This window comes from Bacillus sp. 5w2 (assembly GCF_054353775.1).
Genome location: NZ_JBTIWT010000008.1, coordinates 42,386 through 55,840 on the forward strand (window position 1 = coordinate 42,386; position 13,455 = coordinate 55,840).

Sequence of the window (13,455 nt, forward strand, 5' to 3'; positions counted from 1 at the left end):
AAAAGTTAACAAACGGGTGCGTTTGTGGAGTAAGCTTCAATAAAATAACCAAACTTTTTATAAAAAAGTGAATCGATTATATTAAATAAGAACATGTTTTGATTAACATGTTCTTTATATTTGCCTCTATATCATGATGGTTGTTTTTTGGCCGCGATAGTATTATTACGGAAAACGATCCAATCGAACAAGAAAAACGTATTAAATACAATGATTTAATCACCAATTCTGTAATTTTTCAAAATGTAGTAGATATCACTATAATTTTATGGCAACTAAAAAAGAAGGTTATCGCTTTTCACGCCAAGATTTAGAAAGGCTAAGTCCTTATATGACTATGCATATAAAACGCTTTGGGGATTATGTAATTGATTTGCAGAAAATCCCCCAACCAATAGAAGAAGCAATCCCTTTATAAACTCAATAGGTCAAAGTTGGAAAAAAGGAAGTCTATGACCTATTTTTACACGTATCTCGGCTGTACCCCATATTGATATAAAGGCGTTATCCTTTCCTATGATTTCTCAGAAAGAATAACGCCTTTTTCTTTTTAGGGGGTATTTTGTCTAGTTAGCTTAATAGCGACGTGGTTCTACCCCTTATAAATGTTACAAAAATCTTTCAAATAGCTCTAACTTGCACAATGCTTCCCGTTAATATAATACGCTGATTCTGTGAAAACCGTAAATACAACCTCTACTTCTGGAAGTCCAAAATCCATTATATATGTAGTAATGGCCTTGGCAAATCGATCACGAATTTCCTGTCCACGCTCGAACCATTTCACTTCAATAAGAGGAAACGCTTCTATTTCTTCTCCATTGAATACAAACGTAGAACTTGGTAGTTCCAACGTAAAATTATCCGTACCACACTCACAAATCTCTGCGAGCTCTTCTACTAATGGCTTGCTTATGTGTTTTAATTGTTCAGTAGTAATTCCACGAAACACAACATGCGGCATGTGAATCCCTCCGTTAGCTAGTTTTATATTTGCTCACATCATAGCACAATTTATTTTGCTACACTAGAATCTATTGATACATTTCAATGACATTCTTAAGAATGATCCTATGTTATTGAAGCAATACAAGTATTGTAACTATTTAAAACATGTGAGAGCTCGGTAATTGGGTAAATAAAAAATGCCTTATCATTCTCCCTGTAAGGAGGCATGAGAGGATCTCTATTAGGAAAAGGATGGTGCGCTTATATATTAAAAAAGAAAGGACACCCTAAAGTGCCTTCCTCCGACTTGATAACCACTTTAATTTTAATAACATTGGATATTATTTTACCACGTTAAGTAATATTGGTCATTGAGAAAGTCAAATACGTAGTGTTCATATATAGTGACCCCTAGGATCAAACAAGATTTAATACAGTTTTTTGGTTGATCCAAAAACAAACGAGAAATCTAAAACCGCGCCAGAATAGGAATGTATGAAAAAATGCATAGGTCCATAGAACGAAAAAAAGAGGTTCCTCCTTTTCCTTGCTGCTGATAATGAGACGTTATGTAAACATGAAATGAATACTTTATGCAATCAAAATACCTTTCATTATCTATATTCTTGATGTGGTACAATCTGGATAAAAGGTAGAAGGAGAAAGACAATGAAGGAAATTATTAAAGAGATTGTTTCCAAAAACAAAAGATACAAGGTTCAAGTGATCAAACGAAATAATGGTTTTTTCACTACAGAAGTTTTTGCTTGGTTTTTGGATTATGAATATGAGTATTGGGCTCCTATTAAACAAGGAATATCGTTAATTGATACAAAAAAACACGCTATAGCCATAGCAATGGAAGATTTAAAGGTATATTCAGGTGAGAATGATTAGTGAGTGTAGATTACTATGAAAGTCATTGTTTCTTTAAAAAACACATTAAGAATCTCGTTATTAATCAAAATTATGCAAAACAATAAGTTGTTACGTTTTCGTTTCATGATAATATAGAGATATATAGATTTCAGAAAATATCATCAATATTTTATTTTTATATAAGGAGAGACTTAATATGTTAAAACAAATTTTATTAGAAGAGAATGAAAAAGTGAAAAATCAAATTAAAGCTTATTATAAATATAGCAATTTGACTTCTCTTTCAATGTTAAGCGGTATAATTTCTAATTCTCCTGATGTATTTGGATTATTGTTATCAACAAATAAGAGAATAATTTTTTATACAGAAACAATGAAAATGAATAAAATTCTTTTTGAAATTAAACATGAAGAAATCATAGAATTTAAAGAACAGAAGCAAACTGTTGGTTTATTTAAGAAGATCCCTTCAATTGTTATTTGTCATGAAAAAGGGGAAGAAGTTTTTTCAACAATGGGAGATTTAGAAAAGTTTTCTGAATTAAAATGTTTTTTTGATGAAATTACTACGAATCACGGATAAAGCAAATATATTTACTTCCGAGAACGATAATTATGTAAATAAGCTGTCCATATGGACAGCTTATTGTATTTTTTGCTTAGCATATTTTTTCTGAAATGCTGGCGGTACTCCGATCTAGTCGAGGGAAGGCACCTTAGGGTGTCTTTTTTATATAAGGATCCCTCTCACCTTTTAACAAAAATAGATGCTAAACAAGTTTCAACTCTTATTTTTAGGCCTGTTATACAGGCTGAAGCAATTCTAAGTATCTGCCATATTAAAGTTGATATGCTCCCATTCTAGTGGTGAGATATGTTTTAATCGTTCTTCGTTAACCCCATGCGTACTTCTTAACCATTTCATTTAATTTTCAATAAAAAAAACAGCCTCGCTAAGCGTATTAACACTTAATGAGGCCATTCGATTCACACTATTAATTATGGAACGTCGGCTTATAGAACGAACGATTATCAAGAGCAAAGACACGTTCTGTGTATTCGCCTGGTTTTGTGCGTCCTAATGCGCGGTCCATCATGTTCATTTTTGCATCTAAGTTATCGATGTAATGCAGAATTTCTGCCTCTTTTACTAATGGTGGTTTTGGGCTACCCCATTCTGCTTTTCCGTGGTGAGAAAGGACGATGTGTTGAAGAATTAATACTTCTTCTGCATCGATTTGCAATTCGTCTGCAGCTTTCCCAATTTCGTTCACCATAATAGAAATGTGGCCTAGTAAATTTCCTTCTAACGTGTATGTTGTGGAAATTGGACCAGATAGTTCGATTACTTTACCAAGGTCATGTAAAATAACGCCTGCATATAGTAAGTCTTTATCTAATGATGGGTATAGAGCTGAAATAGCTTTCGCTAAATCAAGCATCGATACGACGTGATAAGCTAGTCCAGATACGAACTCGTGATGGTTCTTTGTCGCTGCTGGATATTCTAAAAATTCATTTTGATGCTTATTTAATAAATGTCTTGTTAGACGTTGAATGTTCGGGTTTCTCATTTCAAATATGTATTGCGTAATTTTCTCGACCATATCTTCTTTTTTCACTGGTGCTTTTTCTACGAAGTCTGAGATGTCCGTTACTTCATTTTCATTCGCAACTCGGATTTGTTTCACACGTAATTGAATACGTCCTTTGTAGTTTAGAATGTCACCAGCTACTTTAACGATTGTTTCCGCTACATATTGTTTCTCAACTTCTGGTGATACGTCCCATAGCTTCGCTTCAATATCTCCACTTGGATCTTGTAAGATTACTGTTAAAAACGGCTTTCCATTGCTTGCTAGACCTTTTGTCGCTGTTTTAATTAACAAGAAAACATCGACTTGTTCACCAACTTCATATTCTGCAATTTTCTTTTTCATTCGAATTCCTCCACCATATCAGTTACTTTTAGTATAGCACACTACAACTCATTTTCTTTACGCTTATGCGTTAATTTTATAATCTGTTTTTCTGTAAAATATGTTAGCAAATGTGCATGACATGTAAAGAAGATGACTTGTCTATCTTGCGCAATTTCCTTTATTAGTTCAATCGTACGATTCGTCCTTACCGCATCAAAATGCACGAAACTATCATCAATAATAAACGGATAATCATGCTCAAATGTTTTCGCTAATGCAAATCGTAACGATAAATATAACTGCTCTGCTGTCGCTTGGCTTAGTTCATGACTGTAAAAACGCATACCATCGTTACGTTCCACAATAAAAGGTTCCGCCTCTGACGGTGAAAAGATTTTACTATATCGCCCGCCTGTTAAATAGACGAAATACTCTTCTGATTTTTGTAAAATACGAGGAAGGTGTACCTCATGATAATATTGCTTCGTTTTCGTTAACACTGTCTTTGCGGCCGCATAAGCAGCCCATTTCTTCACCTGTTCACGCACTTGCGCTTTTTTCATTTCCCATTCGTGCATTAAATCACCGTACGTACTGCCTTCTTCTAAATTCGCAATTTCCATACGATGTTTCGCAATACGCTCTGTCAGTTCTTTTTCTTTTGCCAGACAGTTTTGCGCGGCTGTCATCTCTTGCTTTAATTTTTCATCATAACCGTCAGCTTCATAATGTTCAGCTAATGATAAACTCGTTAAACGTTGTTCTAAAAGATCAATTTGCGGTAATAAACGACCCACTTGTTTCTCAGCATCTTCACGTTTTTCCGCCAGTTTACCTGCCTCTAAAAACATCTCTTCATCTGTAGAATGTGCGATATGCCATAATCCATCTCTTTCTACTAATAGTTGTTTCAATTGCTCTTGCGTGAACTCGTATTCTTCTTGCCATTCCGCTAATTTCTCTTTTAGCTGCTTACAAGTTTGGCGCTTCTCTTTCTCATTTTGCATACGACTTTGTGCCTCGTGCAGCTTACTATATTCTGCGCTACCGATAACAGTTTCTAGTTTATGTTCAAATTGCGAAATCATTTCATATAATGAAGATTTTCGCGCGCCTTGCTTCTCTAATTCACGATATAATTGCTGCATTTTTTCCATACGCTCAAACGCCGGCAATATGTGTGCATACGTATAAAATTCAGGGAACATATAACGTGTTTTATATGCATGTACTTGTTCACTAATGCGGAACGTTTCTCTCTCCCATTCCTCATAGGATGAAACGACTTTATCATACGCTCGTTCCATTTGCTGCAACTTATACGACTCGCGCTCAAATAACTTCCGAATCTCTTCATCTTTTTCTAACTCATAGCGCACAGACATCGCTTCTTCACTTTGTCTCCCGCCAGCACTTTGCTGAAGGGTAAGGAGTTCTTCTTGTAATCCATTTGACGGATCCTTATATAAAACAAGAGCAAGAACAATTCCTACAAAAACAATAACACTAATAAATAAAAGCGGGCGGTAATCTATAAATAGACTCGTGAATAAAACAACTGTGTTAATAAGCAGTAACAGAAGACAAACTCTTTGCCACTGCTTTTTCTTTTGCACAGCTGCTCCTGCCTTCTCTTCATACTTACGCTTCATTCGCTCAGCGCCCATACCGATAAATGCCGCGTCTTGGAACGACTTCTCTTTCTCACTTAACGCATTTCGCTCTTCATCCGCTAACATTTGTTTCTGAATCTGTCTTGTGTTTTCTTCTTGTTCTTCTAGTTGCTCCTGCGCTACTTTAAAACGATCATCAAGCTGTACTTTTTGTGTTTCTAACTCGCGCGCCTTTTGCACTGTTTGCGTAATCAGCTCTTTCGTTGCCAAACTCATATCAAACGAAAGGACTGTTTCTTTTTCAAAAGTAGCACCAATTTGCTGCTCTAGTTCTGCCAGTTCTTCTTTTATATTCGTAATCGTTCCTGTCAAATCACGCATTTCTTGACGTGCATTTTCATAAGACATATGCTGCATACGAAGTTCTTCTACATAACTTTCTTTTTGTAAAAACGCTTCATCTATTTGAATCGATTCCATTTCCGATTGCACATTCTCTATTTTTTTATGGAGCGAATCAACTTGTAATTGGAGCGGCTCCATCTTCGCCTTAATCGCTTCATAACGCGCCATCCCGTTTACAGGAAACTGCCCATTTTCGTTTTCTAACACTTTCTCATGCGCACGCTTTTCAATAACGAGAGGCTCTAGCGCTGCTAATATTTCATAATCTTGCTTTCGCTTTTCTGCACTCTCTTTTTCCGCACGAACAGAAGCAAGTTTCTCTTCACTTTCTTTTAACTGCTCCACTTGCTTTTCATACGTGCCAATTTTCCCTTGCCACTCTTTCATCTTCTCTTCAAGCTTCTTCATCTCTTGCAGTGACACGTTAATTTCTGGTTTTCGCCCACTCGGCTTAAAACGCTGATCCATTTCTTTTTCTAACTTTTTATCGAGCTGCAATAATGCATCACTTCCGACTGCACTTGCGGAAAATAAATAATTGCCGATATCCGCTTCGCCAAGCTGATGAATGTTTTGAAGACCGTGCATATCAAAAGAAAAGACCGATTCGAATAAACTTTCATTCATTCCGCTTAATATATCGTGTAAAATCTCCTCGCCGCCCGTTTTCCCGTCTTCAAAATAAACGGTTACCTCACCAGCTGCCGTCTTTGGCAATCGTTCAAATTTCAAACGACCGTACTTCTCTGTTTGCACAGTCATCGCACCGCCATACTTGCCGCCTTCTTTCGGCTCATAACGGCGCTGTCCTCTCGTCGGAAAACCGAATAAAATACTTTTCATAAACGAGCGAATAGTCGATTTGCCCGCTTCATTTTCACCGTATAAAACAGTCAGCGACGAAAGATCCATTTCCACATTTTCTAATTTTCCGTATCCATAAATATGGAGTTTTTCAATTCTCATTTCTTATCCCTCTCTTGCTGGAATAATTGCTCTAAAATAATATTTTCTGCTTCTTTTTGAATCTCTTTCTTCTCTTCTTCTGTAAAAGATTCAATACTATTACGCGCTACAGGAGATGTCCAAATCGTGCGTAATACTCCGTCCATATTTGTGAAAGCTTCTAACTCTTTTAGCACACTACCGACGAAATGATTTTCTTCTTTCAAACGCTCGATTTCCGCAAAAGAAACCGTCTCATTTTTCCACTTCATCGCATATACGAAATCTTTTCGCTCTTCGCTAGACGCTAAAATATGAAAAATTTCTTCGACACGCTTGTCTTCACGTAAATATGGAGAAAGTGGGCCCTGCCCTGTAAATAAGACAGTTAAAAGCGTCCCTTCCTCTTCTCTTCGGCACTCATTCATCGTACTTGATATAACAGTCATAAGTTCATCAACAGTTTCAAGTCCATCAATATTCACTTCAATTTCATCCCACATAACATCCGCCGTATGGAAAAATGAACATTGCGACCCTTGTTTCGTAAGTTCAATAAGGTACGCACCCTTTTCCCCTGTCTCCTTACGATGACGTCCTTGTATATTCCCTGGATAAATCATGTACGGCTCTTCTGATAAAATCTCACGTTTATGTATATGGCCAAGAGCCCAATAATCAAACTGCTTTTCTTTCAGCTCACGAATTTGAAACGGTGCATAGCGATTATGCTCTGCATCCCCTTCAACACTTCCGTGAAGCATGCCAATATGAAAAGGCGCATCACTCATTTTCGTATACTGCGCTGTCATATTATCCGTTACCGCTTGCTGCAAATAACTAAACCCGTAAATCGAAGCTAATCGCTCACCATTTTTATAAAATGATTTCTCTTCTACATAAGGTTCTGTAAACACATGAACATTTTCTGGAAACTCAATTGCTGCCCAGCTTCCGCCTAAATGATCGTGGTTACCGTGAATAATAAAAACGGGAATATCGTACTGCGAAAGTCTCTTCATTTGCTCGCGCACAAACACTTGCGCTCTCAAACTTCTCGTCTCCGCATCATACAAATCCCCGGCTAGTAATACGAAATCAACGCGCTCTTGAATCGCTTTATCAACAATACGCTCGAACGATTCAAACGTACTTTGTTTCATTCTCTCCCAAACAGACTGTGGTACATTCATCTCCATCCCTTTAAACGGACTATCCAAATGCAAATCAGCCGCATGTATAAACTTCACTTGTTTCACAAATAACGATCCTTTCCTTTTCCGTACTTTACTACGAATAGTAAATCTAGTGTCCATAAAACTTCCCCTCTATTTTAACACGCAATGTCATATATTTCTTTGCATATTCTAGTGATTTATGCCAAAATAGTTATAAGATTCTGATTTTTATTATTGGAGGGAATTTTCATGGGAGTATACGTTCTAACAGTCTTTGAAAAAGATGGTTCGAAAGCATTAGACGAATCATTCGAGGCGGCAACTGAAAAAGAAGCGAAAGCAAAAGGTGAATCTATTTTACAAGAAAAAGGATTGTATGAAAAAACACATCGCTGCACATCTTCTGCAGGTAAGCTCGTTTTATTCCAGCGCTAAAAAAAAGAAGCGTCATCCGCTTCTTTTTCACTCTACTATATCTTCGTCACACCACGTAAACACCACATCTAGAATGCGATTACCGATACGTACGCGTTTATTCCATTTTCCTGTTTGGATCTGATGTTGCAATTCTGCTTTCATCTTTTCCGTCCAGTCGTGAATCGTTTCACTACCGTTGTACGGATATACGCTTGGAAACTCTTCCTGCAGTAGATGCAAGCTCTCTGCATCAAAATGAAAATGGAAGAAGTAGTTTGCTGTAAGCGATGGTTCTTGCAATCGTAAAAAATGATCATCAACTTGCTTTCTATTTCGATAGAAAGTAAAGATATTCACTTTACCGCTCGTAATTTGGTCAATTTGAATTTCGTGCTTCTCTATAATCACGTCTTGTCCACCTCGTTGTATACTATCTTTAGTATATATGTCTTTTGCAACAAAGTTAACCATTTTCGCGCGAAATTCATTTCCTTCATTATATTACCTGTACCTCCAAGTACAATCAGGACAAATAAAAACAAAGTTGAAGGGGAGCGATTATATGTATTTCGGAAGCAAAGGTTGGTATGTAAAAGAACTTAAAAAATTAGGTATTCGTACTTATGAAGGTAAAAAACTAGAATCGTATCGTACGCATGTGTTATCTAGTTTACTTGAGAGAATGAAGAAAGCTTCGGCTTAATAGATGTAGGAAGCGACTACGGTTGCTTCCTTTTTATTTAGTAAATAAAAAGAAAATCATCATACATTAACTTTTTAACTTTACCGTTATACTTCCTTGATAGAAACCGCCCGTTATCAACTGAATCTCTAGTACCAAATACTCTTCCAGATAATCATTTGTATATATTTTAAATTCTCCATACTTATTAACTCGTCCGCTTCCAACATACATATCACTACTTGTTATGACAATTGTTGAATGAGGTTCTGCACGGCCCAATATACGATTATTACTATAGTCCAAAGTATCCACATTTATTTTTTGATGAATATTATTAACTGAATCTCTACATTTATTTTCACACAAATTAACATTGCTTTCTTCTGCCCTCGAAAGTGCTCGATCCCTGCTAGTCTTTTCTGAAGAGAAAGCAACATTCCTCAGCCAACTAAACCTATCAAATATAGTAATAGGTAGAAACATCTATGTTAACTCCCCCATTCTTCCAATAATTCCTTCTCATTTTTATCAACTACAGTCTTTTAATGCACTGACAGCCATACGTTTTATGTTGGAATAAAAGAAAACAGCTTTGATTTCCCATTCAATTTCGCACTGTTAATTTGTACAGAACACATAGAATACTGGTTTTCACCCCAGATGTAATGACAACACTACACAAAAGAAACCATGGTCCATTAAATGTAAATCCATCTTCAAATATGTTAATAATAATTATGTTGCCAATTATTAAAAGAACCCATGAAATGGAAAACTGTTTTCCATTTTTAATATATAAAGTTTCATCCTCATAACAGACTGTAATTCCCCCACCTTGCCAAACACCAATAGCGAAAGAAAAAAGCGTAACTGCCAGTAACTCTGCTTGTAAATCCCTAGTCATTGGTTGCGGCGCCATATAAGTAATAATCCCTATCATCATGAGAAAAGTTATAATATCTATCCAGTTTAATTTTCTTTGTTTGCTTTGCAGCCAAATAAAGAAAATTAATACAGGAATTAAAAGCAAAGTTTCCATTTACTTATTCTTCTTCCTTTCCTACATTAGAAACGCCTGTAATTGTAATACAATTACAATGTTCTTAAATCTCTCATACTTTCTGAAGCATAACACGAGAAAGAAATAAAAAAATCGTACAAAAGGGCAAGCCTATAATGTACGATTGGGCATATATAATGTTTTAAAAATGAATTAACTTCCTTTCAATAGATACAGCTACTGCTTCTGACCGGGAATTAACACCTAATTTATTGTATATATTTGTTAAATACGCTTTTACCGTTCGCTCAGCTATCCCCATATCAAATGCAATTTCTTTATTCTTATATCCGCGTGCAATAGCTTTCAACACAAACAATTCTTTTTCTGTTAAGCTGTTCCCTTCAACCTTATCAGCATGTATTTCTTTCCTTTTATAGTTCACTATCTTTTCCATAATATTTGGTTGTAGTAAAATCTCACCTCGAATAGCCGCTTCTAACGTTCGAAACAAATTCTCACGATCCGTATCTTTTAGCAAATATCCTTTTGCCCCTAACTCAATTCCCTTTAACATTAATTCATCTTCATTATAAGTAGTTAATATGATAATCGGCGTATGGTTTTGTTTTTTATTCAAAGCCTCAATTGTTTCTAAACCACTCATTTTAGGCATATTCAAATCCATTAAAATGACATCAGGTTCCTTTTTCTCTATGAAAGAAAGAGCTTCTTCTCCATTTGCAGCCTCACCTATAATTTGAAATGAATCACTCGTTTCTATTATTAATTTCAGACCTTCTCTTACAACGAAATGATCATCTACAATTAATACATTATGCTTCATGGCTATCTCCTTCTTTATTTATAGGCACTTGAATATACACTTTCGTACCTTTCATCTTTTCACTCAATATATGTATTTCTCCCTTAATCAATCGAACACGCTCATTTAGACCAATTAAACCATAATGTCCAGGATTCTTACCGATATATCTAGTGTCAAAACCAATTCCATTATCTTCAACTTCAATAGTAAGTTTTTCAAGATCATCGATATATTCAACATTTAAATTTACATCTGCTGCTTGTGAATGTTTTGCGATATTCGTTAAACATTCACTAATTACATATAAACAGTGCTCTTTTACTACGCTTGAAATATACGGTGGACTTTGGATAGTGAGTCTCACATGTATGGACGTAGCTTCAGAAAAACGCTGAACCTCTTCCTTTACTGCTTCATTAAATGAATTAGTAGTATGACGCAAATCATCAATAACCAACCTTGCATCATGTAAAGTTTGTCTCGCTCTTATCATAGTTTGTTTCATGATCTCTTGAGAGCGTCCTGTATTCCCTTTTTGCATATGGGCATCTATTGCTTCCAATTGCATAATTAAACTTGCTAAACCTTGCGCTAACGTATCATGTAAATCTCTTGCCATACGCTGCCTTTCATTAGCTAATGTCAATTCTTCCACTCTCATATATGCAGACTCTAACTCTTGAATATAGCTCTGTATACGATTACGTGCATCAAATTGCTGCTTATTAATATAAGAAAAAGGAATAATAATTGCTAACACTAAAAGAAACATAGAGATAAGAATAGCTAATTTATTCACACCATAATTAATACTAATTGCAGCACAAAATATTGCATACATAAGAGTAAAAACTGCCATTACTTTAAATATATTGTTATAAACATATAAACTTTGGGCGATTAAAATAGGAGTTAATCCAACAAAAATCGCTATCGAAGCATTTGTCGCAATAAACGCAGCCAAAAACACAATGAAAAGTTGTACAAAAAAGAAGTACAACAATTGCCTATTTTTTAATGAACTCGCATACCAATGAAAAATAGTATGAATAACAATGACTATTGTAAAGAAAAAACTATCCATAGAGAAAATATTATTACGAAATTCTAAAAGTATTGAAGCTATATATACGAGTGTAATCCATAAAACAATAAACCTTCTTGGAATAAATACCGCTTCCAATACATTTTTATCCAAATCTATATTTGAATTTATTTTTTTCATATTCGACCTCCACCATTATATTATACAAGATACAGCTTACATTTTGATAAAGTGAAACTTTAATCATTGGGGCTTTTGTCCATCCCCATTAGTTATTAACCCTCACCAATTGTGCTTTTATGGACAGCCCGACTCCCACAAATAGCGGGATAAGTTACTGATTCCGCCTCATCCTCATTACCAAATATAAATATGAAATATTGCATATCGAAATGCATTGATGTTTTTGTAAGCGCTTACTATAATGGAATTATAAAGATTTATTACATCTTACTACTAAAGGAGGCAATCATATGGAAATCGCAATGGCAGTTTTAAACTTTGTAGGTGGAGTAATTCCATTAGTTCAAGAGCTTTTAAAAGCATTCATGTAAGGTTATCATTCAGCAATTATTTATAAGAATTATCATACAAATGATCTGTATATCAAAAACAAATTGATACACAGATCATTTGTGTGAGAAAACTTTATACGAGAACTATGTAACCTAGCAGAACAATAATGATACATCTATCTCAAGTTGAAAAAAGACGCTCACAAGGGCGTCTTTTTCTTATATTACTATGTATTCAGGAGAAATCGATTTTATCAAAATAGATTTTTTTATGTCTTATAAACCCTATTTTAGTATCTCGGCTTCAACTACCTAAAAAATAACATTGTCAACAGACCTTAAATTGGTTATCATAAAAACTAATATAACAGGAGATGAGCAGATGAATATGAACGAAAAGAAATCTTTTTCAAAAGTTTCTCGGCGGAAATTAGTCGATGAAGTGTTGGAACGTCTACAAGAGAAAATCTTTTCTGGCGAGTATGAAGTTGGCGATCGCCTCCCTACAGAGCCGCAATTAATGGAAGAGTTAGGAGTAGGACGTTCAACGCTGCGAGAAAGCATAAAGATATTAGTACATGCCGGCATCTTAGAAGTTCGACAAGGACAAGGTACTCGTATTGTCTCACTAAATACAACACAAGATTCATTTGAAAAACGATTGCAAGCAGCTAATATTAATCATGTGTATGAAGCAAGAAATATGTTAGATAAAGAAGTAGCTATGTTAGCGGCACAGCGCCGAAGTGAAGAGGATCTTTTATACTTAAAAGGACATTTGAATAAAAGAAAACATGCCCTTCAAGAAGGAAATTATGTAGCATACATAGATGCAGACATTCAGTTTCATCTAGCAATTGCAAAGGCGAGCAAAAACGAAGTTCTACTTGATTTGTATCAATCTTTCGTACCTGCCCTTCGCCACATTTTAAGCCAATTAATATTAAATACAGTGAACTATGAAGATAACTCTGAAATTCATGAAAAATTATTCCAAGCCATTTTAAAACAAAATGCCGAAGAGGCACGAACATCCGCCGTTCAAAATTTGGAGCTGAAATAAGCTCCTTATAT

Annotated in this window: 14 protein-coding genes and 2 pseudogenes; 7 read left to right on the plus strand and 9 right to left on the minus strand. The window is 35.3% G+C overall.

The window, feature by feature from the left end; genetic code table 11:
- Positions 1 to 137: 137 nt before the first annotated feature.
- Positions 138 to 418 (plus strand): annotated as a pseudogene (locus ACXY7N_RS15310) (Tn3 family transposase); the annotation flags it as partial.
- 213 nt (positions 419 to 631) lie between these two features.
- Here the strand turns inward: ACXY7N_RS15310 and ACXY7N_RS15315 are convergent.
- Positions 632 to 964, minus strand: a complete 333-nt coding sequence (locus tag ACXY7N_RS15315) for a DUF1904 family protein (protein ID WP_016089025.1) — start codon at positions 962 to 964, stop codon at positions 632 to 634.
- 653 nt (positions 965 to 1,617) lie between these two features.
- Between ACXY7N_RS15315 and ACXY7N_RS15320 the strand changes: the two genes are divergently transcribed.
- Entirely contained in the window at positions 1,618 to 1,845 is a 228-nt protein-coding gene (locus ACXY7N_RS15320; RefSeq protein WP_098405296.1) for a hypothetical protein, read from the plus strand.
- Positions 1,846 to 2,023: 178 nt separating this feature from the next.
- Positions 2,024 to 2,410: a PH domain-containing protein gene (locus tag ACXY7N_RS15325; RefSeq protein WP_088083409.1), complete on the plus strand. Its 387-nt coding sequence runs from the start codon at positions 2,024 to 2,026 to the stop codon at positions 2,408 to 2,410.
- A 412-nt stretch (positions 2,411 to 2,822) separates the two neighbouring features.
- Here ACXY7N_RS15325 and yhaM read toward each other — a convergent pair whose 3' ends face one another.
- The 3 genes from yhaM to ACXY7N_RS15340 are packed head-to-tail and all read right to left on the minus strand — an operon-like array spanning position 2,823 to position 7,971.
- Positions 2,823 to 3,767: a 3'-5' exoribonuclease YhaM gene (gene yhaM, locus ACXY7N_RS15330; protein WP_000726648.1), complete on the minus strand. Its 945-nt coding sequence runs from the start codon at positions 3,765 to 3,767 to the stop codon at positions 2,823 to 2,825.
- 41 nt (positions 3,768 to 3,808) lie between these two features.
- On the minus strand, positions 3,809 to 6,733 hold the full coding sequence (locus tag ACXY7N_RS15335; RefSeq protein ID WP_088083408.1) for an ATP-binding protein: 2,925 nt from the start codon (positions 6,731 to 6,733) through the stop codon (positions 3,809 to 3,811).
- Positions 6,730 to 7,971, minus strand: a complete 1,242-nt coding sequence (locus ACXY7N_RS15340; protein ID WP_142291967.1) for a DNA repair exonuclease — start codon at positions 7,969 to 7,971, stop codon at positions 6,730 to 6,732. Before ACXY7N_RS15340 ends, ACXY7N_RS15335 begins: the two co-directional genes overlap by 4 nt.
- A 168-nt stretch (positions 7,972 to 8,139) precedes the next feature.
- On the opposite strand from ACXY7N_RS15340, the gene ACXY7N_RS15345 reads away from it, so the two are divergent.
- Entirely contained in the window at positions 8,140 to 8,325 is a 186-nt protein-coding gene (locus ACXY7N_RS15345) for a YhzD family protein (RefSeq protein ID WP_000539551.1), read from the plus strand.
- A gap of 27 nt (positions 8,326 to 8,352) precedes the next feature.
- Here the strand turns inward: ACXY7N_RS15345 and ACXY7N_RS15350 are convergent, their stop codons facing one another.
- Positions 8,353 to 8,715, minus strand: coding sequence for a hypothetical protein (locus ACXY7N_RS15350; protein WP_000582797.1), 363 nt, complete (start codon positions 8,713 to 8,715; stop codon positions 8,353 to 8,355).
- A 154-nt stretch (positions 8,716 to 8,869) separates the two neighbouring features.
- On the opposite strand from ACXY7N_RS15350, the gene ACXY7N_RS15355 reads away from it, so the two are divergent.
- Positions 8,870 to 9,010 (plus strand): YflJ family protein, encoded by a 141-nt coding sequence (locus ACXY7N_RS15355; protein ID WP_000273536.1) that lies wholly within the window; start codon positions 8,870 to 8,872, stop codon positions 9,008 to 9,010.
- 66 nt (positions 9,011 to 9,076) lie between these two features.
- Here the strand turns inward: ACXY7N_RS15355 and ACXY7N_RS15360 are convergent, their stop codons facing one another.
- The 4 genes from ACXY7N_RS15360 to ACXY7N_RS15375 form a co-directional block, all read right to left on the minus strand.
- Complete coding sequence (locus ACXY7N_RS15360; protein WP_016133829.1) at positions 9,077 to 9,475, minus strand: hypothetical protein; 399 nt, start codon at positions 9,473 to 9,475, stop codon at positions 9,077 to 9,079.
- 121 nt (positions 9,476 to 9,596) lie between these two features.
- Complete coding sequence (locus ACXY7N_RS15365) at positions 9,597 to 10,031, minus strand: hypothetical protein (protein ID WP_016133828.1); 435 nt, start codon at positions 10,029 to 10,031, stop codon at positions 9,597 to 9,599.
- 163 nt (positions 10,032 to 10,194) lie between these two features.
- A complete protein-coding gene (locus tag ACXY7N_RS15370; RefSeq protein WP_016133827.1) occupies positions 10,195 to 10,839 on the minus strand; it encodes a response regulator in 645 nt (214 codons plus the stop codon).
- Entirely contained in the window at positions 10,829 to 12,046 is a 1,218-nt protein-coding gene (locus ACXY7N_RS15375) for a sensor histidine kinase (protein ID WP_016133826.1), read from the minus strand. Before ACXY7N_RS15375 ends, ACXY7N_RS15370 begins: the two co-directional genes overlap by 11 nt.
- A gap of 192 nt (positions 12,047 to 12,238) precedes the next feature.
- On the opposite strand from ACXY7N_RS15375, the pseudogene ACXY7N_RS15380 reads away from it, so the two are divergent.
- Together ACXY7N_RS15380 and ACXY7N_RS15385 are read left to right on the plus strand one after the other, a co-directional pair.
- Positions 12,239 to 12,420: pseudogene (locus ACXY7N_RS15380) on the plus strand (hypothetical protein).
- Between the two features lie 343 nt (positions 12,421 to 12,763).
- Positions 12,764 to 13,444: a FadR/GntR family transcriptional regulator gene (locus ACXY7N_RS15385; RefSeq protein ID WP_488592453.1), complete on the plus strand. Its 681-nt coding sequence runs from the start codon at positions 12,764 to 12,766 to the stop codon at positions 13,442 to 13,444.
- The last annotated feature ends 11 nt before the right edge of the window (positions 13,445 to 13,455 follow it).